Source organism: Acinetobacter sp. YH16031 (genome assembly GCF_013417335.1).
Lineage (GTDB): Bacteria > Pseudomonadota > Gammaproteobacteria > Pseudomonadales > Moraxellaceae > Acinetobacter.
Map to the genome: position 1 here is coordinate 1 of NZ_VPED01000017.1, position 25552 is coordinate 25552.

Here is a 25552-nt window from a genome sequence, read left to right on the forward strand (position 1 = left end):
CAATTACGCAGAATAATTCGGTACTATTGAACATCAGGACTAGAGTTGTGAGTTTGGTGTGGTAACTCAACTGATGGCTCTAGTCCTCTTATTTTTCAAGTCAATTTTTTATCCGCGATTCGGGTTACTTATGAAACTTTTTCATAAATACCGTCTTCGCTGTTATAGCGGAAGTTGCTAATGTCCTGCTTGACGTCTTTACGCAGTTCACGGCTTGGACGGCCATCCACACCTACTGGCACATCACCCTCTAAAGTCACACGGCGCACTACACGGTGCTGGTCACCATAGTCATTAATCGCTCGGTGTTGCGTTGCACGGTTGTCCCAGATCGCCACATCACCTGCACTCCAGCGCCAGCTCACAATATTTTCCAGCTTCTCTACATAACTTTGGAACAGGTCGAATAAACGGCGTGATTCACTTGAGCTATAACCGACGAAACTCTTAAAGAAGTGGCCCAATAACAAGGTTTTTTCACCTGTTTCAGGATGAACGCGTACCAATGGATGTTCAGTTTCATATTCAGTTGAATTGAAATAATTTTTATATTTTTCCAAAGCTTCTTTTGGAACACTGACTTTTGCAGCATAGTCAAAGTTGTTGCTGTGAATGGCACGCAAGCTGTCTGCCAATGTTTTTAATTCTTCAGGCAAATCATTGTAGGCAGCGGTTGTATTTGCCCATACGGTATTGCCACCTACTGCAGGCGCAACCACGCTACGCAGGATAGAAGCTTTTGGATAGGCATCAATAAAGCTGATGTCCGTATGCCAGCTGTCTGCACGTGCACCACGTGAATCAATTTCCAGAATATGTGCAGAGCCATCTTTTACCGGTACAGTCGGGTGATTCAACGGTGTGCCTAAACGCGCTGCAAAGGCTTCTTGGGCGACATCATCCAGATGTTGCTGATCTTTAAAGAAGATCGCTTTATGCTGCAATAATGCCTGATTGATTTCATTCACCACTTCATCAGCCAAATCCGCTGACAGTGTTACGCCCTGGATTTCAGCGCCAATACGGCCACCAATTGGTTGTACCTGGATGTGTTTGTATTCATAAGCCATGATCATTTCCTCTATCTATAATTATGTCGACCTTCGGTCTGTGAAATCATCATGCCGAATCGGCTTATCTAACGCTGTCAATTTATTGACATTCTTATGCACCATTTTTGATTTATAAAATACTTTAGCTGCTTAAGTTTTCAGGCATAAAAAAACCCGCTTATGCGGGCTTTGATCAGGGTGTTTTAAGCTGACTTTTTCTTCTGCTTGCCAAGTCGGGTAGCTAAAGCCGTGACTTTCTGATAGCCAGTTGGCATAAGGCGCTGAATTAAATCAATCGCTTTGGCATCATTTCCAATTAGCAAACGGCGTTTGTCTTTTTGTACCGCTTCCAGAATTTGACGCGCTGCTTCTTCCGGTGGGCAACGCAGCAGCTTATTGAAATTCTGTGCAGATTTTTCCGGATGCATTCCCAGACTACGAATACTGTCATTCATTTTCGCTGCAATAGCGATATTGGTGCGGATTCCGCCTGGGTGTACACAGAGTGCGCTTACGCCGCAGTTTTCCATATCCAGCTCCTGACGCAAGGATTCGGTAAAGCCACGCACGGCAAATTTAGTGGCATTATAAGCAGACTGGGTTGGCTGGGCAGTTAAACCGAACAGGCTGGAAATATTGATGACATGACCATCACCAGTTTTCTTGATTAAAGGTAGAAACTCTTTGGTGCCATAAACTACGCCCCAAAAGTTAATCCCGACGATCCATTCCAGCTCTTCATAGCTGGCGCCTTCTACGGTAGAACCAAGGGCAACACCAGCATTGTTAAAGATCATATTCACGCTGCCATGATCTTTCTCGACCTCAGTGGCCCAAGCGTGCATTTCTTCCAGATTAGCCACATTGACCTTTTTGGTTGTGACACGAACATCAGTACCTTTCAGCAGCTCAACGGTTTTAGCCAAACCCTGTTCATTCACATCACTGAGTGCTAAATGACAGCCCTGCTTTGCTAAAAGCACCGCAAGTTGCTGGCCGATACCTGAACCTGCACCAGTAATGGCCGCGACTTTATTATTAAAATTTTTCATTGAATTTCCTTGATTAAAACACTGCCCTTCCATGACAGCCTGTTTTTCTGTCGCATAGGGATACAGCACATCTTTTCAATATAGTTTTGACAATCCTTATTGTCAATAATTCCAGCATGTCTCTACGGGCCAATTTTCAGGCTTGAATTTCAGCATAGGTCAAAGCCGGATTTATTGATAAGATACTTAAAATCTCAAGCACATGAGTCTATGGTCTTTATGACGGATGCAGTAAATTCAGGACAAAAACTAGCAAGTAAAAGTAAGGAACGCCAGTTTAAAGGACTTTCCATGGCTGAGCGTCAGCAGGCGCGTCGTGAAAAGCTGATTGAGGCTGGGATTGAGGCTTATGGTCGTCATGGTTTCTTTTCAGTCACAGTGAAGGATATCTGTAACGAGGCCAAACTGACTGAACGTTATTTTTATGAATCCTTTAAGAAAAGCGAACATCTGTTCCAGACTATTTTCCTCAAGCTGATTGACCAGTTACAGCAGAATGTCATGCAGGCCATGATGCAAGCCTCTTCTGATCCAAAGAAAATGATCGAAGCCGGTCTGACTGCCTTGCTAACGACCTTACGTGACAATCCGGGTATGGCACGAATTATTTATATCGATGCGATGCTGGTTCAGGAACTGCATAATCAGGCCACGATTCATGAAACCATGGGCCGTTTCGACCGTATGATTCAGGCCTTTGTCATGCTGATGATGCCGAACCTGAATCGTTCTGAAAGAGAGATTTCTCTGGTCTCGACCGGACTCAATGGTTATGTCACCCAGATTGCGATTCGCTGGGTCATGAGCGGCTTTAAACAGTCACTGGAAGAAATTCTGTCTTCCTGTAGTCTGGTGTTCTTTGCTTTATTAGATACTTTGGGTACAGAAAAACCTGCGGATCCGATTAGATAATTTTTAAATAATGATGAGGTCTGTATAGATCTAGCTCTCAGTGATCTACAAGATTTTGAATTAAGACCCTCTTATAAAATAACAGCTTAAATTGTGACAAATCTTTGCGAAAGGCCCCGGAGCTACCTATTCTGCAATGATACTGTCATAATTAATCTTTGTAATAAGCCTGTCATAAATATAAAACGGTCCACCGTTTGCATGAAATAGGGTATTGCGCTGTGAAAGATGACTACATTCTAATTGTTGATGACGAACTGCCGATTCGTGAAATGATCCATACTGCTCTAGATATGGCGGGCTTTCAATGTTTACAGGCAGAAGATGCCAAGCAGGCTCATCAAATGATTGTGGACCAGCGTCCAGCATTGATTTTGCTGGACTGGATGATGCCGGGTGGCGTCAGTGGTGTCGATCTATGTCGTCGTCTGAAACGTGATGAAAACCTGTCCGAAATTCCGGTCATCATGCTGACTGCGCGTGGTGAAGAAGATCATAAAGTTCAGGGACTGGACGCCGGTGCCGATGACTATATGACTAAGCCGTTTTCGACCCGTGAGCTGGTTTCACGTATTAAAGCTGTTTTACGTCGCTCCAATGCCCTCAGTGGTGAAAAATCCATTGATGCTAATGGATTGGTATTAGACCCAGTCAGTAAGCGTGTGAATTTTGGCAGTACTATACTGGACATGGGACCCACTGAATATCGTCTCTTGGCATTTTTCATGACCCATCCGGAACGTGCTTATACCCGTGCGCAGTTGCTGGATCAGGTTTGGGGTGGCAACGTCTATATTGAAGACCGGACCATTGATGTGCATATCCGTCGTCTGCGCAAGGTGCTTGAACCTTATGGCGCTGACCGCTATGTACAAACTGTGCGTGGCACCGGTTACCGTTTCTCGACCCGTACCGATGTTGCACTGGGTTAATTGTTTTTAGGTAAATCTTGTTTTATGTATGAGCCCTATCCTGTTCCCGAACTGTCACATGAGCACAAAAGACTCCGTTACAGCAGCCTATGGGATTTTGCCAAGCAAGATTTACGTCTCCTTCTTCTCTTCCTGGTGATTGCCAGTTGTATTGGTCTAGGCATCGGTTATTTCTGGATCTGTATCGTTCTGGCCTTTGTTGCCTTCTTTGGCACACAGTTGCGTTCACTCTACCTGGTCAATGAATGGATCTCGAACCGTCCCTATGATGTACCGCCAAATATTAACGGGATCTGGGGTGCTTTACTGTTCAATGTCTATCGGGCCCAGCGTCAGGAACGTGTTGTTCAGGCTGAAATGGTCGAGCTGATTGACCGTGCACAATCCTCGCTAGTCGCCCTACAAGAAGCCGTGGTACTGATTGATGAAAACCAGCAGATTGAATGGTGGAATCCAGCTGCAGAACGCTTATTAGGGATTGGTCAGGAAGATCGCGGCCGTAATATCCTGAGTTTGTTACGTCAGCCAAATTTCATTGATTACTATCATCATATTGATGATGCACCTGATGGCCTTAAAATGAAGTCTTCGATATTCGAAGATCATTATGTGCAAATCAAAATGACCCGTTTTGGCGGTGAAAGTCGTTTGCTGGTCGCCTATGATGTGACCCGAATGCATAATCTGGAACAGATGCGTAAGGACTTCGTCGATAATATTTCGCACGAACTGCGTACACCTTTAACTGTGCTCAGCGGCTATATCGAAACCTTTACCGATCAGGAAGATATTAGCCCGCGTTGGAAACGCGCCTTTGACCAGATGCAATCACAGACCCGTCGCATGAATGCACTGGTCAATGACCTGTTGCTGCTATCCCGTCTGGAAAATGACAAGAATATTGCCAAGAACCAGATTATTGACATGCCTAATCTGATGAACCAGCTGTTTGATGATGCACAAGCCTATAACGTGGATTATGGCCATACCCTAAATCTGGATATTGATAGTCACTGTGACCTGATCGGCTCAGATATGGAAATTGCCAGTGCCTTCAGTAACCTGATTACCAATGCCATCAAGTACACGCCTAAAGGTGGAACCGTGACCATGGGCTGGCATGATGATGGTGAATCGGCCTATTTTGTCGTAGAAGATACCGGGATTGGGATTGATCCTAAACACTTGCCACGTCTGACAGAACGTTTCTACCGAGTCGATTCTGACCGTAGCCGCCGTACTGGTGGCACAGGCCTGGGTCTGGCAATTGTGAAGCATGTACTGATGCAACATCAGGCCCAGCTCGAAATTGATTCCCATGAAAATCAGGGATCCACCTTTAAGGTGATTTTCCCTAAAGAACGTCTCAGTTTCCCAGACTGATTCAAAAATAAAAAAAGGTGCAAATCGCACCTTTTCTTTTTTAGCGAAGGCTTTAAGACTTTAATGCCTGCTCCTTGGATAAGGCCCGGAAATAAGCCGCACGATGCGAGATCCGTTCCAGATAGGCCTGAATCGCCGGATAGCTTTTACCGGTACGGCTTTGCATGGCTTCAAGCGGAAAGCTCATCTGGATATCCGCAAAACTGAAACGACCGGCAAAATATTCATGCTGGCTTAAATGATCTTCCAGAAACTGGATATGGTCTTTTAAACGGCTTTGCACAAACTGCTTCTTCACCCCTTCACAAATTGTTTTAGCCACGGGACGTACCAGAAATGGCACTTGCTCAGGAACTTTAGTCATCACCAGCTGCATGACCAGTAAAGGCATCAAAGACCCTTCTGCATAATGCATCCAGTAGCGGTATTGCGCCTTGTTCTCAGCACTGATCGGTTGAAACTGATGGGTCGAATCATAAGTTTCTTGGAGATACTCCAGAATGGCGGCAGACTCAGCCAGTACCAGATTTTGATCTTCCAGAATCGGGGCTTTACCCAGAGGATGAACCTGTTTCAAAGAAGGCGGAGCAGAATAGTTTGGCAGGCGTTTGTAATACTTGATCTTATAATCAAGCTCCAGCTCTTCCAAGGCCCACATGATTCGAAATGATCTTGATTGTTCGAGATGATGTAAAACACGCATATTAGACTCATGATTTTATTGTTATTACTGCGTGAGCATAGCAAAAAGTCTGGCTCTAACTAAAGAGTTTATCAGTCTACTTACATTTTCCCTACCGGATATAGCGTACCCTCTTTTAGCTTAAATCAGGCTGGTCCGAATCTCCAGACTGCGTAACAGGGTTTTGGTCACCGGAGTTTTGGCACAAATCTCCAGAATTTTCTGCTGCAAAGCCGAATCATGAGTAATATTGAAACTTAAGCGTCGTTCAATCCATTCCTGTCCTTCTTTATTGGCAAAGAATTCTGCTTCAACCTGAAAGTCGCCCAGTTCAATGTCCTTATGTTTGGCATACATGCGCAAAGTAATCATGGTGCAAGAGATCAGACTGCCTAAAAGCAGATCATAAGGTGCAGGACCTGCATCCTGCCCACCGAAGGATTCCGGTTTATCGGTTAGATAATGATGCTGACCATGACTGATTTCTCCCTGCCACGGTATGGTTAAGCTCTGTATTTTGGCAAGTGCGATACGGGCCATACTGATCCTTTGTTCTTATAGTTATATGAAAGATTTATCGAGAAGCACGCATATGTTCCGGAAATACTGGTGCTTCCATACGCGGCCCATCATAGCTTGGAATGGTGCCAAAACGCGGGTGCCCCATCATCCACTGTTCACGGGCCAGCTTCAGTTCTTCCACATCACGACCAACCAGATTCCACCACAATAAAATAGGGCTTTCAAATGGCTCTCCACCAATCAGCAAGATTCGCCCACCCGCATGAATTTCGACATCTACATACTGTAATCCCGGCTCAAGAATCACCATATTATCTTCAGTCAGTTCATGCCCATTAATACTTGCCAGACCCTCAAGGGCCATAAAGCCATATTCAAATCTTGGATCTAAACTCAAATGGGCACGGGTACTTTCAGCAGCAAACAGATCCACACCCAAGAGTTCGGTATGCACTTTAACCGGGGATTGTGTATTTAGGAATTCTCCGACCAGGACCGTACATTGAATGCCGTGTTCTTCGATCACGGGTAATTCCGGATAATGATCAAACGCCGGAGCCATATTGATCTTGTCATCAGGTAGGGCGATCCAGAGCTGTGCTGCATGCATCTTGGTTTCAGTTTCCGGTGAAACCTCTGTATGCGAAATGCCATAGCCTGAAGTCATCAGATTGACCTGTTTCGGCCGGATCAATTGCCGGTTACCCAGGCTGTCACTGTGCATCATGGTGCCTTCAATCATCCAGGTAAAAGTTTGCAGGCCAATATGCGGATGCGGTCCGATATCCAGGCCATCTCCCTGAGGAAACTGAGTGGGGCCGGCATGATCCAGAAAACACCAGGCGCCAATCATGCGTTTATGCCGACTCGGCAAGGCCCGTTTAATGACTGTTCCCTGCCCGATTTCCGCACGCCGTAAAGGAACTTCCTGTATGAACTGATTAATATACTTTTCACAATCATCTGAATTTGACAGTTCAATATCATTATTATTCGACATGGTTGAGCTGACCTCGGCAAGTTCATTCTGGCTATATGCTGAATCAAGACATCTTTCCCTGACCATCACAAGATGTCTACCTCATACAACAATGTACCGCGTCTACCCATAAAATCTATCTTTGGAAATATTTCGATACGTATAAAATGTGCTACTCATCAGAACAGTTCAAATGCTTAAAGGCTTCAGTCTTTCAAATCCTGTAATCAAGATCTTGGTGATGAATCATATAATCATTCAAGCACCTTACATCAGTTCGTTTAAATCAACTTATTCATCATACTCATGTTTCACGTGAAACGCCTGTTTTTATTGATATAAATGATTAAAATCAGCAATCTATAAAAATGTGATCCGTATAGCTTCATATTTACAAAACAAAAATTTTGTTACGTTTTCTTTTTAAAAATCGTGCTACCCCCTGATTCTAGGGAGATTGTTTTTTATTCATTTGGTTCATAATAGGGCCCAATAAAAATAAGATTGGATCAGGACATGTCATCCTCGAATGAAAATATATATTCAACGGCGAATATGTCTTTTCAAAACTCGACCACGGATAGATCATTAAAGTTGGCCGAATGTGATCTGCAAAATCGCCAGTTAATTGAAGATGCGCTTGTACATCGCGGTGCACCTATTCCTGCGCAATTCCAGCAGTACTTTTATAATTATCTTTATGTGCATCGTCATCAAAATCTTCGCCAGATTAATTACATGGCGCAGATCGCCTTTTTGCTGTATTTCTTTGCCGATATTTTTATTATTCCTGACATGTTTTTCCTGTCTGGCCTGATCCGGGTATCACTGGTCATTGCTGTCATGTTTTGCTGCTATTACCTGTTTAAGCATCAAAAGAATATCCGGGTTCTGGACATGATTTTGCCTGTGGGCACGACTGTGGCTGCAGCGACCTGGATTGGCCTGCTCCTGCTGTCGAGTAGCCCGCATGTGTCAACTTATATCTATGCCTCTGCGATCTTTGTTTTAATTACCAATCTCTGTGTACAGACCGAGTTTAAGGGGGCGTTGTATTGTTCTATTTTTATCGCCCTGTTTATAATGATTGGGGTAACCCATCTCATGAGTCTATCGCAGGCCTTTATTTTCATTGTTGTTTTCACGCCGCTCTGGGCGTTTAGTATTTATATCAACTGGAATAATATCATCAACATACGGCGTTCTTTTCTACGCACTTTACTGGATGAATGGAATTATCAAACCTTAAAGAATCTTGCCCATACTGATGATCTGACGCAGTTATTTAACCGTCGTCATTTTGTGGATATGGCGGAACGTTCAATCCATCAATGGCCAAAGCCTGCCAGCACCTGCCTATTGATGTTTGATGTTGATTATTTCAAGAGAATCAATGACAACTATGGCCATGATGTGGGTGACCGGGTGCTACAACTGATTGCTGAAATTACCCGTAAAGAAATGCGCTCTAGCGATGTACTGGCACGTTTTGGTGGAGAAGAATTTATTGCTTTGCTGGAAGATACCCAGCTACAGGACTGCCTGATGATTGCGGAACGAATTCGCTGCTCGATTCAAAAGCAGGCGATGCATATCAATTCTGACCAGAAAATCCAGTTCACGATTTCTATCGGTATTGCTGAACTTGAATCTCCGCAACAGGAACTTGAAGACCTGATTAAACATGCGGATATTGCGCTTTATGAAGCTAAGAAAGCGGGAAGAAACCGGATTAGGGTCTATCATCCCAATATGCTGCAACCGACTAAACCGCTCTCTCCAAATCCCTGGAATGTATTTAAACCGTTAAATAAACAGGAGCAGTCTGGCGCTCATCATAAAGCGAAACAGTCTTGGTCTACTTTGTAACCTGATAGCAAAACCAAGATTGTTAGACAAGAATTTAAGAATTAGGCCTAAATCTGTTTGTGATGCTTTTCAAATAATCCCTAAAAGAATAGAATATTTTTCATACAAATATAAATATTCATCTTATTCATTTCTTTGGATTTAATGTGGGAAGGCGATATGCCAGATAAATATGAAGAAGAAGCTCGCTTCCTGCTTCAGGATGCCCTTCAAGATCCTCTCGTTCGTATTCCTGGGTCTTTAAAACCTGCCTACTTTAACCATCAGAAACAGCTCACTTTAAAATATCTTTTACAGGTGAATCTATTTGCACAGGTGGCATATGCCTCCTACACCCTTGCCGATATTCTGGTACTGAATGACATTATGAATTTGCTCATCCTGACCAAGCTAGGCTATACCTTGGTGATCGTGCTGATAACAATCTGGATGTATCATTTTTACCGGAATTTGCCTGTATTTGACCTGCTGTTGCCGACCTCGATTATCGGAGCAAGTGCAATCTGGTTTTTTAATCTGAATCAGTCTGAAAGTCCGCATACGCTCATTTATCAATATGCTTCACTGGTCTTTATTGTCCTGGCCAATCTATGTGTGCAGATTCGCTTCTGGCCTAGCCTAATTAATTCCGGTCTGATTACACTGGTGATTTATATTGGTGTGTATTTCAATACCCAAGCTGATCTGTATCAGATGTTCTTGTTTTCCCTGATCTATATGCCGGTATTGACCTTCAGTTTATATATCAGCTGGAGTTCTACACTAAAATCTCGTTTGGTATTCCTGCAATATACCCTGAATGAATATCATCGTCAGACTTTTGAAAATCTCGCTCATACTGACTCGCTGACAGGCCTGAATAATAGACGCTGTTTTGAATATCTGGTGCAACAGCTGATCCAAAACAATCTTAAACAGCCTGCTCCAATCAGTTTGCTGGTCTTTGATGTCGATCATTTTAAGCAGATCAATGACCGTTATTGGCATGATGTTGGAGATCAGGTACTCCAGATGATTGCGCAGACCACACGTAATGAAATGCGGCGCCATGATGTGCTGGCACGGTATGGGGGTGAAGAATTTATCGCATGCCTGCCTGAAACTTCACTAGATGATGCACTCAAAATTGCCGAGCGTTTAAGACACAAAATCGAAAATATTGTGGTCAATCTGGAACATGGGCATCGTCTTGATTTCACCGTTTTAATTGGTGCGGCCATTCTGGAAAGCAGTGAAACGGATTTAATGGCGCTGATTAAACAGGCTGATATTGCCCTGTATCAGGCTAAAGCCAATGGTCGGAACAGAGTGGAATGTTATGACCCTGAACTGGATCAGAGCTTGCTTGGAGAGCTTCAAAACTGGCAGGTTAAACCGGCTTAAATTCATTTGAAAGATAATAAAAAAAGAGCGCCGAAGCGCTCTTTTTATGAGTTAAAAATTATCTTCATCAAAACGATCTTGATCAATTTTATAGATATGAAAACTGCGTTCTATTTGTACGCCTAAACCAAATTCAATCATTAAAGACGTTAACTTATCACCATCAATTAATACAATTCCCGACTTCTTTGCGGATTCAATTGCCTCTTTACTAAAATTAGAAGTAGTAATAAATACGCCTTTCTTGGCAACCTGATCCTAAAGCCCCTTTAAACTGCTGAATATCAGGACGTCCTACTGTATTTTCCCAACGTTTTGCTTGAATATAAATTTTATCTAACCCTAATCGGTCTTCACTGATGACTCCATCAATTCCACCATCGTTGGTTTTACCAATTGCTTGGGCTGCATCTTGATGTGAACCACCGTAGCCCATAGCAACAAGCAGATCTACAACAAGTCTCTCAAAAAATGAAGGAGACTTTTCCTTTACCATTTGAAGTAAATCACTTTTCAAATTGAACCTTAATAATTCAGTCGTAGTCTGAATTGTTTCTTCAGGTGTTTGTGTTTCTTGTAATTTATTTGAGTTTTCAAAATTTTTTAAAATTTCGACCTCTAATCCCTCTTCGTTTTTCTTTCCAAATTTAAAATCTATAAATCCATCAAACTGTGCTAAAAATTCATTAGTTATTGCTTCTAAGTTTTTTAAATCAATTTTTCTTCCTAAATCGCTAATTTCACAATATGCTCGTTTTGGTTGATGAATTAAACCTGCTTTGACTAAGTATGTCTTTGCCCAAGCAACTCGATCTTTAAATATATTTTTACCACTTGGTAGTACCTTATTTAGATCTTCTTCAGGTAAGCCAGAACGCTCAGCTAGGATATTGGCGGCATCTGAAATTTTAATTGGCCCTTCTATTTCTGATAATAATTTCATCAAAGGCAGCATTAATTGATCATAAGTAGGTAATGACATATATTTTTTAGCTTAAGAATTAATTTTTCTTGAGTATAAATGAAAAAAAGAGCGCCTAAGCGCTCTTTTTTATAGGTAATTTTCGTTAGAAAATTACTCCCATTCAATTGTTGCTGGTGGCTTAGATGAAACGTCATATACCACACGAGAAACTTCAGCAATTTCGTTCATGATACGTGTAGAAATACGGTCTACCAGGTCATATGGAAGATGTGCAAAACGCGCTGTCATAAAGTCGATGGTTTCAACTGCACGAAGTGCAATTACCCATGCATAACGACGGCCATCACCGACTACACCCACAGATTTCACTGGTTGGAATACGGCAAAAGCTTGAGCAGTTTTGTCGTACCAGCCGCTTGCGCGAAGTTCTTGCATGAAGATGTCATCAGCAAGGCGAAGAATATCAGCATATTCTTTTTTCACTTCACCCAGAATACGAACACCAAGGCCTGGACCTGGGAACGGATGACGATAGATCATGCTGTGTGGCAAGCCTAGAGTTGTACCCAATTTACGTACTTCATCTTTAAACAGGTCACGTAATGGTTCAACCAGGTCAAATGCCAAATCTTCCGGCAAGCCACCTACGTTATGGTGCGACTTGATGACATGTGCCTTGCCTTGTTTGCTAGCAGCAGATTCAATCACGTCTGGATAAATCGTACCTTGTGCAAGGAAGGTTACGCCATCGAGCTTACGTGCTTCTTCAGCAAAAACTTCGATGAATTCACGACCGATGATTTTACGTTTTTTCTCTGGATCAACTTCGCCAGCCAATGCAGAAAGGAAACGGTCTTCAGCATCAGCACGGATCACACGGATCCCCATGTTGTCTGCAAACATTTGCATCACTTGATCGCCTTCGTTCAAACGAAGCAGACCGTTGTCTACAAATACACAAGTCAACTGATCACCAATTGCCTTGTGTAGAAGTGCCGCTACAACTGATGAATCCACACCACCTGAAAGACCTAACAATACTTTTTCATTGCCAATCTGTTCACGAAGCTGTTCTACACGCAGGTCAATAATATGTTCTGGTGTCCACAGACCACGACAACCACAAATCTGGTGTACGAAGTTAGACAGTAATTCTGCACCTTTCGAAGTATGTGTCACTTCAGGGTGGAACTGGATCCCATAGAAACGGCGAGTTTCATCAGACACCATGGCAATCGGGCAGCTTGGCGTGCTTGCAGTCACCTGGAAGCCTTCTGGAATACGTGCAACCTTGTCACCATGACTCATCCAGACATGCAGCTGGTTTTCACGGTCTTGCAGCTGACCAATCAGCTGGTCACGTACCACGATATCCACTTCTGCATAACCGAACTCATGTACAGTACCTGGCTCAACTTTACCGCCAAGCTGTTCACACATGGTTTGCAAGCCATAACAGATACCCAGTACAGGTACACCTAACTCAAATACCACTTGCGGCGCACGCGGGCTGCCTTCCAGGTGAACACTTTCAGGTCCACCAGACAAGATGATACCGTTTGGATTAAATGCGCGAATGTCTTCTTCAGACATGTCATAGGCATACATTTCAGAATATACACCAGCTTCACGGACACGACGTGCGATGAGCTGACTATATTGAGAACCGAAATCCAGAATCAGGATACGATCTTCAGTAATTTGAGTATTGGTAGTCATGACAAACAACTATGAAAGGCAAACGAAAGATAAGCGCCGTATTCTAGCATTTTTATTAGGCTTAAGCACCCTATTCCCATCAGCATAATAATTAAGCAGTTTATTTTTTTAAATAGAATTAAGCTTTCGATTCAGCAGGAGAACTTTCCCTTCTCTCCCCAGAATTCAATATATTTACGCTATTTGGATTTCAATATTTTAAGACCGGCCAGTTAAGTTGCTATTGAAAGTTTATTTCGCTTACCTCTATTACGGTCTTCACTGGGATGGCGTTTAGGGTTAAACATGGGAGCCACCTTTTGATTTTTATTTTAATGACGTTTTCATGCTAAGCCTGTTTTCGCAGGAATTCACCGCTAGTTTGTAAGATAAATTTTTAATTCACCCATCAGGGATAAGCGGGCAATTATTTTCCTTTTCGGTACTGACTTTCATGCCCCAGACTGTTAGGATTTGATCACCTTTTCGCTTGTTTTTTCCCTATGGAACTGCTTGATTTTATCCTCCACGTTGATGATCACCTGCTCGAATTCATTACCAATTACGGCATCTGGATTTATGGCATTCTTTTCCTGATTATTTTTGTTGAAACGGGACTAGTGGTGATGCCGTTCCTGCCGGGAGACAGCCTGTTATTTGCATCAGGTGCGCTGGCGGCTTCAACGGGTGCTATGGATCCATGGGTACTGATTCCCCTACTGTTCACTGCGGCAGTGCTGGGCGACACCTTGAATTATCATATTGGTAAATATATTGGGCCACGTGTATTTGAGATTGAATCACGTTTTATTAATAAAAAGCATTTGCTTGCTACCCAGCAGTTCTTTGTGAAACACGGCGGTAAAACCATTATTTTTGCCCGTTTCATTCCTTTCGCACGTACCTTTGCACCTTTTGTTGCCGGTGCGGGAAGTATGAATTATAAATATTTCCTGACCTACAATATGATCGGTGGCTTTCTCTGGATCAGTTCATTTGTGATTTTGGGTTATCTGTTCGGCAATATGCCAATCGTCAAAGATAATTTCACTCATCTGATTTTCGGCATCATTATTTTAAGTGTCATGCCAGGTGTAATTGGCTTTATTCAGCAGAAACTCAAGAAAAATAAAATTGCCTAGAAGCCTAGAGCTGTTGAGTGAACATTTACTCCAGCCAATTGATCAGCAAGGGCACCAGACAAAGCAGTAAAAACAGAGCCGACCCTTTATAAATCAGGTCGGCTTTTCTTTTTGCCGACTCTCCCGCCAGAATCGCCTGTCCGAAGATCATCCAGAACAACGCAACAAGTAAGGCAATCCCAGTAAAAATGGCAAAAATCAGAACAAAGTTACTCGGACTTTCCCAGGTAGAGAGCGGCAAGATTCCGGTCGCCAGAAGTGCTGCTTTGGGATTTTTCAAGGTTCCCTTAAACATCTGCCAGGGACGGATTTGAGGATGACTCTGATTATATTGTTCCAGTTGCCGTGCCTTGAATAAATGGAAGGTCATCCAGCCCACACCGATTGCACTCAGCACATGCACCAGTTCCTGAAAACTCGGCCAGATTGGTGAAAACAGATAAACCAGCAGAGCCCACCCATTGATCGCATATAAATACCCCACCAAAATGACGGGAATATACAGACTAGTTTTGGCTGTTCCCTGCTGATAGGCAGAACTGGCCACCAATGCATTGGCAGGTCCAGGGATCATCAGCACTGCTATTGTTGCAAAAACAAAGAACCAGTTTTCAATCATGGTGGTTAAACATATCAGACAAGGTGATTACCTTAACCAATCTCGTGTTCTGATCACAAGACGAGATCTTTCAAAATTTTATGCGCATCGGTCATTTTTTTTGGCAAATACTGTGAACTCTGTCACTTGACCAATCACTTTTAAGATAGAAAAAATGCCGACGTAAAGTCAGCATTTTTTTGATGTTTAGAGGGCTATTTATTGGTGTTTTGACGGACAACAATTGGGCAAGCTTTAAATTTTGCAGCTTGTACAATAGCTTCCTGTTCACCCAGTAGACGTGCCGTTTCAGTGCGTTTGGTATTGGAAGACTGCCCCATATTCACTGATACACTCGGACCAATGCCCCAGCCGCCGCGGCTGCCCCAGCCACCACCAACGCCTACCCCTACGCCGACACCTGTACGTTTAGGCGGCTCAACACCATTATCAAGATATTGCTGAATACGGTTGTATTCACCCTGAAGCTGCTGACAGTTGAGGGTCTGATAATGGGTCGGTGAAACATAGGTCGGTTTGACCGTCGTTGCACAGGCACTCAGCAAGCTAAGTATGCTGATTGCCAGGCTTATTTTCACAAGTTTCATAGTTAACTCGATCTTAATGCTGCTCTATCTCATTGAACAATGATTGATAGGCCTGAGTCAATTTATGATCAGTTGCCAAGTGAATTAATGGCTGATTTTTTTGATGTGACTCTTTCATCAGCACCGAAGGCGGCAACATGCTGTTTAGCACCGGAAGACCTTCATCTTTCAGTTGCTGTACCACTTCACGTGGCAGTTTTGCCTGAGCCTGAAACTGGTTGACCACGATGCCTTCAATTTCCAGACGCTCATTATGATCATCCTGAGTTTCGATGACATTCTCAATCAGGGTTTGCAAAGCCCGTTTAGAAAACACATCACAGTCAAACGGAATCAGGACACGGTCTGCAGCAATCAGTGCTGAAAGCGTAAAGAAATTAAATGCCGGCGGAGTATCGATAAACACCCGGTCATAATGCTCAGCAAGTGGTTGCAAGGCATCGCGCAGCTTATAAATCTTATGCTTGGATTCCAGTGCATGGGCCAACGTGCCCAAACTCGGACTCGCCGGAATGACATCCAGATTTTTAAAAGGTGATTGATGCAGATAACTTTCCAACCCTTTAGTCCGTGTCTTGAGAATTGAGCCAATCGCATTACCAATTAAACTTTTGCTCTGCTGGTTCCCCAATACATCTTCAAAATAGTTTTCAATATTCGGTTCTAGCGCCGGCTTGTCACTCGAATAAGTTGCCTCATCCCCTAGTAAATACTGGCTGGAGTTTGCCTGCGGATCAAGATCGATTAACAGGGTTTTAAGCCCTTGATGCGCACTGATTGCAGCCAGATTGACTGCAATACTCGATTTCCCTACCCCACCTTTCTGATTAAATACCACACGAGTATGCATAAACACCCCTCTTTATTTTTCTAATGATCAGTATGTTTGAGTTCATTGACTGATGAATAATTTAGCCAAAATTCGGCTTGATCATGACTAATACCATAATCGCAATAAGTGAAACCACAGCAATAAATAAGCCAGCACGGCGTTGTACCAGCAGGATTGAATCATCTTTTTTATAGGCTTTACCCAAGGATGAAATCAGCACCAGGAATAAAATGATTTTGGCATAAAACCAAGGCTGTACATCAAAATTCTTTAAAAACAGGGCAATAACCCCAGTTAAGGCAATCACGCTAATGACCAGATGCTGCAAAGCGACCAGAAATACACGCGCTTTCGGATTTGGCTGATTGCCCTGTGTTCCCACAAACAGGGTAAGAGCACGTGCAAGAATGGCCACAATAGCCAGTCCTGCCGCAGACATATGAATAATCTTGACTAAAAGCTGGGTATCCATAAAGTCCTCTTAGTTTTTTGGTGCATGTGCACATTCCGGACTAGACGTATCCTGTCCTGTCCACTCTTCAGGCAAGAAAGCATGAATTGCCAAGGCATGAATTTTGTCTTTAGACAGCAAATCACCTGCCGCAGCATAGACCTTTTGATGGCGTTGTACCGCACGCAGGCCGGCAAAGGCTTCACTGACAATCACCGCCTTAAAATGCGATTCCTTACCTGGAAAATACCCACCATGACCTGAAGATTCATTCACGACTTCCAGATAGGTAGGTGACAATTGTGCCAAACGGTCTTTCAGTTGTTGTTCTAAGCTCATGGCCTGACTCCGATTCAAGATATGGGTCCAGTATACCCTGTTCTATCCGCTATTTCGGTGCAAGAAATGTCTGCAATTATTTGATTGTGCCGAGATTTCATTAAATTTTGCATAAATTTTGTCTAATTGTCTGGAAGCACAGAGAATATTGCTTTTATTTTATGCAATCGACACAAGATTTTTCATAAAGTTATTGACCCTGTTTTTGCATGCTGTATTATACACGGCATGCGGGAATAGCTCAGTTGGTAGAGCACAACCTTGCCAAGGTTGGGGTCGCGAGTTCGAGTCTCGTTTCCCGCTCCAAATTCTTTTTTGTTCATTTTTTAAAGTAAAAAATCGATCGACCCTGCGGGAATAGCTCAGTTGGTAGAGCACAACCTTGCCAAGGTTGGGGTCGCGAGTTCGAGTCTCGTTTCCCGCTCCAGATTCAAAAAGCCCTGATCGAAAGATTGGGGCTTTTTTCTTGTTGATTTTATTATATTTTTTAAAATTCCCCCTTCCTTTGTAATTCAATTCAATAGAAAATATTCTTAATGTAAACACACAGAAAAGTCTTGCAGAAAAAACTAAAGTCAATAAAACAACAATTTCAGAGATGGAAAATGGCCGTTTTACAGGTTCATTTGACATATTTGAACGTGTGCTTGATGGTGTTGGTTTACAATTCGAAGTGAATAAAAAAAATTGTAAATTGCCACAGTGGGATGAAATTGAAGAAATATTTTCAGAATATGATAAATAAACAGCTTTTTTACACAAACATTCAAAAGGTGAATTCTCCCCAATCCATTCAAATTAATTTTTTTATATGAAAGCTGATTGAAATACACATCTAGATCATAAATCTGATTAGATAAATGCGGATCAAATCGACATCCATTTTTAAGAGAGTTTTAAGGTTAAGAACTTAAATTAATCAAATTTCGTCTTAACTGAATCATTTCTATGTCCCCTGATCGTTCACTCTATAAAGGCACTTCCGGAATACAACGTATTTTCAATGCTACCCGTTATTCCGTGGCCGGCTTTAAAACAGCCTTTCAAAATGAAGCGGCCTTCAGGCAAATCCTGCTCATCAATCTGATTTTGATTCCTCTGAGCTTTGTCATGCCGGTGAGCCGGGTTGAGCAAGCACTGATGATGGCCGTGTGTCTGTTGGCGCTAATCGTTGAACTGCTTAACTCGGCGATTGAGGCGGTGGTAGACCGTATCTCCATGGAGCAACATGAACTGTCTAAAAATGCCAAGGATATGGGCAGCGCTGCCCAGTTTGTAGCACTCAGTTTAATTACCGTGACCTGGGGTCTTATTTTAGCGGGTTACTTGATTTGATCCCTCGCCTGCTACAGCAAGAAAAATGGAAGATTTAAAATGATATCCGAGCATTCCCGGTTTTTACTGACACAAATATTGCTGCTGATTTTCAGTTTTCTGATGCTCTGGAATTTTTTTGATGTAGGTGGAACGATTGATTTACAGCTGATCTATCCGTTCATTGATGATCAGGGACAATTTCCCCTGCGGCAACACTGGGCACTGGCCGAGCTCAATCATCGCTATGTCAAAAATCTGCTGATTCTGGTGTATATCACATTATTACTGGCCTGGTTGGCATCACTAAAATGGCAGAACTGGCATACGCGGCGCTGGGAATTTGGCTATTTCTTTAGCATGGTGGTGCTGACCACGGCCTCGATCGGAATTTTAAAATCTCAGTCGGCCCATGCTTGTCCCTGGGATATGACCATACCTACCCATAACGGGATTTTGTGGGATTTGAGTGCTACTGCCGGACACTGTTTTCCCGGAGGACATGCATCCAGCGGTTTTGCCTTAATGGCTGGTTATTTTGTCTATCGGATTGCTAACCGCAAGCGGGCTTATTTTTTCCTTATCGCGGCACTGATTTTAGGCTTCGCCATGGGCTGGGCACAAATGATACGCGGTGCGCATTTTCTGAGTCATAACCTGTGGACTGGCTGGATGATCTGGTGCATGAATGTCATTGGCTATACACTGTTTAGCCACAAACTGCCACTGGCAAATCATCCCATGCACATGAACATCAGACAGCCTTAATGCCTAAAAACCAAAGCCTATCCACTTAGGCTTCGACTACAGGAAATTTAACTTGTACACACAGGCCGCCAAGACTGCTACTTTGCGAAAATTCCAGCGTGCCGCCCAAGCGCTCGGTGGCTTTATCTACAATTGACAAACCTAAACCGCTACCAATTTCGGCATGGTTATGAATCCGGTAGAAACGCTGCCGGATCTGGGCGAATTGAGTAGGATCAATCCCGGCTCCACTATCTTCAATCTGTAAAACTGCCTGCTGGCCTTGCTGAAAAATCGATACATTAATCACGCCGCCTTTCGGACTGTATTTAATCGCGTTATCAATTAAATTATAAATAATCGAGTGCAAGGTCGAAGCTTGTCCTTGAATTCGCAATTCCTGTTGCTGTTCTACGCCCAGATCAATTTCTTTCTGTAAGGCCAGCTGAATCAGCTGCTCAAGGCAGGCCACGGTCATCTGATTGAGCGAAAGCATTTGTGCAGGCTCGATTAAGCTGTCGGAGGCATCCTGTTTGGCCAGACTCAATAACTGGTTGACCAGATGCTGCATGCGTAAAACGCCCTGACTCAGATTATGAAGCGAGTCGCTCTGCGGAAACTGCTGCAATAAAATTTGCAGCTGCAAGTTGAGTGCGGTCAGTGGCGTGCGTAATTCATGGGCAGAATCCGCGACAAATTGACGTTGTTCCTGTTGAGCCAGGGAAATTCGACCAAACAGATGATTCATTTCCTGAATAGTCGGTTCCAGCTCCAGGGGATAATCCTTCATTTCAATCGGCTTTAATTCTTGCGCCTTACGGCTGGCCAGTTCCGTTTTAAAATCATGCAAAGGCTGAAAATTTTTCCGGATCATCCAGCCTAAACCAAACACAGCAAAAGGCAAGAAAAGCACATAAGGCAGAAACATATTGCCGGCCAGTTCCAGCGCCAGCTCCTGCCGGACATTTTGCTGCTGACTCACCTGAATCTGCAACTGGTCACTTGGAATGATATAGGTGAGCCAGGTTCCATACGGCGTTTGATGCTTGTAAAAACCTGCTTTCTTGACCGGTGCAACCAGCACATTCTGTGGATGCAAGGGAGTAGCTGTATTTGCATAGGACCAGATATCTACAAATAAATCTTCTTCACTGTACTGTTTTTCTAGATCGATTTGACTTTGTAGCGGTCGTGGATGATTTTCCGCAATGCGCTCGGCCAGACTTTGCATCTGTTTATCCAGCACTTCATTAATTTCTTCGAGGGCAATCCGGTAGGCAGCGAAAATCAGGATGCAGCCCAGTACCAGGCTAAACAACGAAATGTAGATAATCAGGCGTTTTTGCAAAGAATAACGTTTCTGCATAAGGCTCTATCCTAAGCGATATCCTAGACCACGTATGGTACGGATAAAGTCTTTACCTAATTTCGCCCGCAGATGATGCACATAAACTTCAACGGTATTACTGCTGACATCACTATCGAAGTCATAAAGCTTGTCTTCTAGATCATTTTTAGAAAAAATTTTGCTGGGATGAGTGAGTAATGCAGTGAGAATGGACCATTCCCGATTAGACAACTCGATCGGCTGACTGTTAAAGCATGCGATGTGCTGCTCCAGATCCAGTTCCAGACCGCTATGTGATAACTTTTTATGGCTCTCTGACCCGGTATTCTTGGGACTACTGCGTCGGATCAAAGCATGAATACGGGCCAGCAGTTCATCAAATTCATAGGGTTTAATCAAGTAATCATCTGCCCCCTGATTCAGTCCATCGACTCGGTTCTGTAACTGATCCCGGGCGGAGATAATCAGCACCGGCAAATTGGGGAACTTCTGCCGGATATGTTTAAGTACCTGCATGCCATCCATCATCGGCAGGCCCAGATCCAACAGGACAATATCATAGGCCTGCTGTTGTAACTGCTTTAAGCCATCCAGGCCATTGTTGACCCAATGCACATCAAATTGATGCAGCTTGAGCAAGGTTTCAGTCGACTCGGCAATCATAAAGTCGTCTTCAATAATCAGAATTTTATGCATTTCAAGCTCTGTTCTTTAATGATGAGCATTGTGCAAGCATATCATTTTTAACTTCAGCCACTTGCGTTTTTACATCCAGCAGACTTAATAAGCTTGGGAAAAGATGATCCTGACTGCGCGCCTGTTTGGTCTGTGCTTTGAGACAGCTCACCTGCTGGGCATTCTGCTGCGTCCAGTCCTGTGAAAACCACATCAGCATCGGAACATGGGTTTGCTGGGTCGGTGCCATACTATAAGGTGCACCATGCAGATATAAACCATGCTCTCCGGTAGATTCTCCATGATCAGACAGATACCAGAAACCGGTTTGATATTGAGTCTGTTGCTTTAAAGTTTTAATGATCTCGGCAAGAACATGGTCTGTATATACAATCGAATTATCATAGCTATTCTTTAATTCTTCTGTACTACAGCCCTGAATGGCATTGGTATTACAGGTCGGTTGAAATGGCTGATATGGTGCTTTGGAGCGCTTGAAATATGCGGGGCCATGACTGCCCATCTGATGCAGTACAATTAACTGCGGTTTCGAGTTATTTTTATCCAGATGCGCCAGATAATCTTTCAGGCTATCCACCAGGATTTCATCAAAACATTCACCACCAGCATCACACCATCTCTGTTTCAGTTGGGCTGGAATCTGGTATTTTTGTACGCGGTCACAGGCACCTTTACAGCCCGAATTATTATCAATCCAGGTCACCTGATAACCGGCCCGCTGAGCAATATCCAGCAAACCTTCTCGGTGGCTAGCCAACTGTTCATTATAGTTTTGACGTGTCATCCCTGAAAACATACACGGTACTGAAACAGCTGTGGCAGTTCCGCAAGAACTGACTTGATTAAAATTAATTATCGGTAACTTGCTCAGTTCAGGATTGGTATTGCGTGCATAACCATTTAAAGCAAAACTCTCGGCACGTGCAGTCTCCCCAACCACCAGCACCATCAATTTGGGTTGTTTCTGTATTTGAGCCTGCTGCAGCAGATGGGCATCTTCACCATAAGGAATCAAAGGCAAATTGGCTTTAGGTGCTTTCTTTTTATAGTAGGATACGGTGGATGCAATGCTATTTTGCGGGGAAATCATGCCCTTCAGATCGCGGTGCTCGCGGAAGATGGCTGCATAATCGACATAAAAACAGAATAACAGTCCTAGAATCAATACGGCCGAAAGCAGACTGCTAAGGCTTTTATGCAACAATTGACGCCCGAAAGATGCAGGCTGAATGTTCAGCATCCAGACGATACACAAAGGAAAAATCACAAAGACCAGCGTCCAGATCACCAGCCGTATTGACCAGAGATCACGGACTTCCCGAGCATCGGTCTGCAGCATATTCTGGATCTGGTCCGGCGTAATAACAACCCCCAGACTATTGACAAAATAAGCACTAAAACCACCCAGAATGATCAGTACACTGGCCAGTATCTTGGCATTCCATTTCCAGTTCAGCCACTGCAAGACCAGATTGTACAAGCCGATAACTACCAGGACTGTAGCCGCCAATAATGCGCCTGCCTTGAGGTTGGTATAAGGCGTCAATTGATGGATTTTCTGATAGAAAGCAAAGTTTAAGACCAGTCCCAGCCAAATGGCGAGTAAAAGGTTGAAGCGTGCAAGGCTGATGGGTTTGATCTGGCGTAGACCGGGAAAAGAAGGCAGCTTAAGCATTTTTTTAGTTCAAAGACTTTAATATGCTTTAGCCTAAAATTTGAATCTTAAAAATGACTTAAAATAATCTGAGAACTACAAAAACTTATACATATTTTGATTTCAAATCAAATCTGATAAAACTAAAAATGCAGCCCAAGCACGTTGGGGAAAATCCGCAAGTAATGCTCAAGCAAATCATGAGCACAGCCCGAGTATTACTCAAGTCATGCTTGAACCATGCCCTGAATAGCCACCAAAATTCTAGACACACATAACCATCTCTTGATGGGCCTTTTCATAATCTAATGGAGAACGCTGACCATTGGAACCATGTCTGCGTTTTGAGTTATAGAACATCTCTATATATTCAAAGATATCCGACCTTGCTTCAGTTCTTGTCACATAGATTTTCTTCTTGATCCTCTCTCGCTTTAACAGCTGAAAGAAGCTCTCAGCAACAGCATTATCATGGCAGTTTCCACGCCGGCTCATACTGCTTTCAAGGTTGTGATGCTTGAGAAATGTCTGCCATTCATGACTGGTGTATTGGCTACCTTGATCAGAATGAATCAGGACTTTGTTCTTTGGGCTTCTTCGCCACAAAGCCATCAGTAGAGCATCTAAAACCAGATCTGTTGTGATTCTCGACTTCATAGACCAACCAACGACTAGCCGTGAGAATAGGTCGATTACTACTGCAAGATACAGCCATCCTTCATGAGTGCAAATATAAGTGATGTCAGTCACCCACAACTGGTTGGGCTGGGTGGGGTTAAACTGTCTGTCTAAAGTATTTCGAGCCACAATCGATGGAGTACTAACATTAGCTCTAGGTTTGCGATAGCCACGCTGTGACTTGAGACCATTCGCCTTCATGAGTCGATGTACTCGATTGATACCGCAACTTTCGCCAACGTCTTTCAAATCACAATGAATCTTGCGATAACCGTAGACTCCGCCAGATTCCAACCAGAACTGTTTAATTAATCCTGAAAGCTGTTGCCGCTTCCTCGCAGTTATACTGGTAGGTTTCTTTAACCAGGCGTAATAACCACTGTGATGAACATCTAACGTTGAACATAAACGACGAACAGACCATATATGTTGGTTGTCCCGAATAAAGGCGTACCTCATTTGGACTGGCTTGCGAAGCGGCGTGAAAGCAGTGCTTTCACTTTAATATGTCCCTTTCTTCAGTGACCCTTTGCAGCTCTTTTTTTAATTTCGCTAATTCTGTAGTTGGATCACTAGATTCTGTTGTCTTGGGCTGCTGTGGATCATAACGTTTGATCCAAGCATACAGACTATGTGTAGTGGTTCCTAAACGTGTAGCAACTTCAGCCACACTATGACCTTTCTCAGTGACTTGTTTTACTGCTTCAATTTTGAATTCTTCAGGGTATCGTTTACTGCTCATAAGCACCTCGTTAATTAGCCATTTTATCTAACTAAAAGGTGTCTACAAAATCGGTGGCTATTCAAACTTTGCTTTCTGGTGACCACTGTACTTGCCCTTGTAAAATAATTTGTTTTTGTATGTCAGTAGAAGAAGCACCTAATGTGTGTAATTTGATCCCAACTTGCTCAATTTGTTTTGAAGAAATTCAGATTTGTTGCTCTGAGACTTCAGGACTCCGCTCAGCCACTGAAACCTGTCTCTCTACTTTAGCCTCTATATTTTTATTCGAGAGCAGCTTACTTCCCCACCATAGCCCAAGGCTAATCAAGATCAAGACGCTCATTAGATATAATAGTTTTTTAAAATTTAGTACATCTACTCGCTGATCCACTCGTTTCACCCTTCAAGAGATTTTCTCTACAAAGCTAAGATTAAGTTCTTAAGATCAGATTAAGTTTATAAACCTATTTCAGACTGCATAGGCCCAAGTGAACCGTATTGGGTTTGTGTGAGACTTTTGTTTAACTGATGTTACGTAGTAAGTGCATTTTGAGCATCTTCGCTACTACATGTTGTAGTCGATTTATAAATAATTAATAATCATTATATTAAACTATATATTGTTATTATTTCTCACGAAAATCAGCATCAAAACATAGGTGACTTTTATAAACTAAAATGCCTAAAATGAAGCGACCAAAACCACATTAAATGATCTAAATTGATCAAAATTTTACTCCACCAAAAACTATATACCAGTAATTAAATCATATACTTATAATTAAGGTCATTTAATGGAATAAATCTCGGTGACCTTGCCAAGGTTGGGGTCGCGAGTTCGAGTCTCGTTTCCCGCTCCAGATTCAAAAAGCCCTGATCGAAAGATTGGGGCTTTTTTTATTGTCGTTCTCAATGACTAAATATTCTGACTAATCCTGCTTCTTTCTCAAATTAAAAAAATTTTCTTTAAATCTTGAATCTCTAGAACTCTGGTTCGATTTATCTTTTTTAGGGAAGTCCTACTGAAAGGAT

Annotated in this window: 24 protein-coding genes, 2 tRNA genes and 1 pseudogene; 11 read left to right on the plus strand and 16 right to left on the minus strand. The window is 42.9% G+C overall.

Annotation, left to right across the window (positions count from 1 at the left end; all coding sequences use genetic code 11):
- Positions 1-128 precede the first annotated feature (128 nt).
- Together FTV31_RS08990 and FTV31_RS08995 are read right to left on the minus strand one after the other, a co-directional pair.
- The gene (locus FTV31_RS08990; RefSeq protein ID WP_180014364.1) at positions 129-1070 is read right to left on the minus strand and encodes a TauD/TfdA family dioxygenase; all 942 of its coding nucleotides are present in this window, start codon (positions 1068-1070) and stop codon (positions 129-131) included.
- A 185-nt stretch (positions 1071-1255) separates the two neighbouring features.
- A complete protein-coding gene (locus FTV31_RS08995; RefSeq protein WP_180014366.1) occupies positions 1256-2104 on the minus strand; it encodes an SDR family oxidoreductase in 849 nt (282 codons plus the stop codon).
- A 219-nt stretch (positions 2105-2323) separates the two neighbouring features.
- Between FTV31_RS08995 and FTV31_RS09000 the strand changes: the two genes are divergently transcribed.
- From FTV31_RS09000 to phoR, 3 genes are all read left to right on the plus strand, one after another.
- Positions 2324-3016 (plus strand): TetR/AcrR family transcriptional regulator, encoded by a 693-nt coding sequence (locus FTV31_RS09000; RefSeq protein ID WP_180014368.1) that lies wholly within the window; start codon positions 2324-2326, stop codon positions 3014-3016.
- A 221-nt stretch (positions 3017-3237) separates the two neighbouring features.
- Positions 3238-3948, plus strand: a complete 711-nt coding sequence (gene phoB, locus FTV31_RS09005; RefSeq protein WP_180014370.1) for a phosphate regulon transcriptional regulator PhoB — start codon at positions 3238-3240, stop codon at positions 3946-3948.
- 24 nt (positions 3949-3972) lie between these two features.
- Positions 3973-5331, plus strand: coding sequence for a phosphate regulon sensor histidine kinase PhoR (phoR, locus tag FTV31_RS09010; protein ID WP_179992734.1), 1359 nt, complete (start codon positions 3973-3975; stop codon positions 5329-5331).
- Between the two features lie 52 nt (positions 5332-5383).
- Here the strand turns inward: phoR and FTV31_RS09015 are convergent, their stop codons facing one another.
- From FTV31_RS09015 to FTV31_RS09025, 3 genes are all read right to left on the minus strand, one after another.
- The gene (locus tag FTV31_RS09015) at positions 5384-6034 is read right to left on the minus strand and encodes a glutathione S-transferase (protein WP_034703785.1); all 651 of its coding nucleotides are present in this window, start codon (positions 6032-6034) and stop codon (positions 5384-5386) included.
- A gap of 120 nt (positions 6035-6154) precedes the next feature.
- Positions 6155-6553 (minus strand): OsmC family protein, encoded by a 399-nt coding sequence (locus FTV31_RS09020; protein WP_180014372.1) that lies wholly within the window; start codon positions 6551-6553, stop codon positions 6155-6157.
- A gap of 34 nt (positions 6554-6587) precedes the next feature.
- Complete coding sequence (locus FTV31_RS09025) at positions 6588-7535, minus strand: pirin family protein (RefSeq protein ID WP_180014374.1); 948 nt, start codon at positions 7533-7535, stop codon at positions 6588-6590.
- 495 nt (positions 7536-8030) lie between these two features.
- Here FTV31_RS09025 and FTV31_RS09030 point away from each other — a divergent pair, with 495 nt between their 5' ends.
- On the plus strand, positions 8031-9383 hold the full coding sequence (locus FTV31_RS09030) for a GGDEF domain-containing protein (protein ID WP_180014377.1): 1353 nt from the start codon (positions 8031-8033) through the stop codon (positions 9381-9383).
- A gap of 159 nt (positions 9384-9542) precedes the next feature.
- Positions 9543-10766, plus strand: a complete 1224-nt coding sequence (locus FTV31_RS09035; RefSeq protein WP_180014379.1) for a GGDEF domain-containing protein — start codon at positions 9543-9545, stop codon at positions 10764-10766.
- A gap of 51 nt (positions 10767-10817) precedes the next feature.
- On the opposite strand, the pseudogene FTV31_RS09040 reads toward FTV31_RS09035, so the two are convergent.
- Positions 10818-11748, minus strand: a pseudogene (locus FTV31_RS09040) (restriction endonuclease).
- Positions 11749-11841: 93 nt separating this feature from the next.
- Positions 11842-13410, minus strand: a complete 1569-nt coding sequence (guaA, locus tag FTV31_RS09045) for a glutamine-hydrolyzing GMP synthase (RefSeq protein WP_005233328.1) — start codon at positions 13408-13410, stop codon at positions 11842-11844.
- A 482-nt stretch (positions 13411-13892) separates the two neighbouring features.
- Here guaA and FTV31_RS09050 point away from each other — a divergent pair, with 482 nt between their 5' ends.
- Positions 13893-14531 carry a DedA family protein gene (locus FTV31_RS09050; protein ID WP_034704672.1) on the plus strand — a complete coding sequence of 213 codons (639 nt, stop codon included), beginning with the start codon at positions 13893-13895 and terminating at the stop codon, positions 14529-14531.
- A gap of 25 nt (positions 14532-14556) precedes the next feature.
- Here the strand turns inward: FTV31_RS09050 and FTV31_RS09055 are convergent, their stop codons facing one another.
- The 5 genes from FTV31_RS09055 to FTV31_RS09075 form a co-directional block, all read right to left on the minus strand.
- Positions 14557-15150 carry a threonine transporter RhtB gene (locus FTV31_RS09055; protein WP_180014381.1) on the minus strand — a complete coding sequence of 198 codons (594 nt, stop codon included), beginning with the start codon at positions 15148-15150 and terminating at the stop codon, positions 14557-14559.
- 194 nt (positions 15151-15344) lie between these two features.
- A complete protein-coding gene (locus FTV31_RS09060; protein WP_004780647.1) occupies positions 15345-15737 on the minus strand; it encodes a hypothetical protein in 393 nt (130 codons plus the stop codon).
- Between the two features lie 13 nt (positions 15738-15750).
- Positions 15751-16587 (minus strand): ParA family protein, encoded by an 837-nt coding sequence (locus FTV31_RS09065; protein ID WP_180014383.1) that lies wholly within the window; start codon positions 16585-16587, stop codon positions 15751-15753.
- A 61-nt stretch (positions 16588-16648) separates the two neighbouring features.
- Complete coding sequence (locus tag FTV31_RS09070; RefSeq protein WP_180014385.1) at positions 16649-17041, minus strand: SirB2 family protein; 393 nt, start codon at positions 17039-17041, stop codon at positions 16649-16651.
- A 9-nt stretch (positions 17042-17050) separates the two neighbouring features.
- Positions 17051-17359, minus strand: a complete 309-nt coding sequence (locus FTV31_RS09075) for a BolA family transcriptional regulator (RefSeq protein WP_004780643.1) — start codon at positions 17357-17359, stop codon at positions 17051-17053.
- Positions 17360-17589: 230 nt separating this feature from the next.
- Here FTV31_RS09075 and FTV31_RS09080 point away from each other — a divergent pair.
- The 5 genes from FTV31_RS09080 (at position 17590) to FTV31_RS09100 (ending at position 19441) form a co-directional block, all read left to right on the plus strand.
- Positions 17590-17665, plus strand: a tRNA-Gly gene (locus FTV31_RS09080).
- Positions 17666-17710: 45 nt separating this feature from the next.
- Positions 17711-17786, plus strand: a tRNA-Gly gene (locus FTV31_RS09085).
- 93 nt (positions 17787-17879) lie between these two features.
- Positions 17880-18104, plus strand: coding sequence for a helix-turn-helix transcriptional regulator (locus FTV31_RS09090; RefSeq protein ID WP_180014448.1), 225 nt, complete (start codon positions 17880-17882; stop codon positions 18102-18104).
- Between the two features lie 203 nt (positions 18105-18307).
- Positions 18308-18694, plus strand: a complete 387-nt coding sequence (locus FTV31_RS09095) for a diacylglycerol kinase (RefSeq protein WP_180014387.1) — start codon at positions 18308-18310, stop codon at positions 18692-18694.
- A gap of 39 nt (positions 18695-18733) precedes the next feature.
- Positions 18734-19441: a phosphatase PAP2 family protein gene (locus tag FTV31_RS09100; protein WP_180014389.1), complete on the plus strand. Its 708-nt coding sequence runs from the start codon at positions 18734-18736 to the stop codon at positions 19439-19441.
- 25 nt (positions 19442-19466) lie between these two features.
- On the opposite strand, the gene FTV31_RS09105 is transcribed toward FTV31_RS09100, so the two are convergent.
- From FTV31_RS09105 to FTV31_RS09120, 4 genes are all read right to left on the minus strand, one after another.
- The gene (locus FTV31_RS09105) at positions 19467-20786 is read right to left on the minus strand and encodes an ATP-binding protein (RefSeq protein WP_163142346.1); all 1320 of its coding nucleotides are present in this window, start codon (positions 20784-20786) and stop codon (positions 19467-19469) included.
- Positions 20787-20792: 6 nt separating this feature from the next.
- Entirely contained in the window at positions 20793-21464 is a 672-nt protein-coding gene (locus tag FTV31_RS09110; protein ID WP_004809319.1) for a response regulator transcription factor, read from the minus strand.
- 1 nt (position 21465) lies between these two features.
- A complete protein-coding gene (locus tag FTV31_RS09115) occupies positions 21466-23139 on the minus strand; it encodes a phosphoethanolamine transferase (protein ID WP_180014391.1) in 1674 nt (557 codons plus the stop codon).
- A gap of 243 nt (positions 23140-23382) precedes the next feature.
- Positions 23383-24538, minus strand: a protein-coding gene (locus tag FTV31_RS09120; RefSeq protein ID WP_373686983.1) for an IS3 family transposase whose coding sequence is annotated in 2 segments (ribosomal slippage) — positions 23383-24294 and positions 24296-24538 — 1155 coding nt in all. Because the reading frame shifts where the segments join, the coding sequence is not laid out codon by codon here.
- Positions 24539-25552: the final 1014 nt, after the last annotated feature.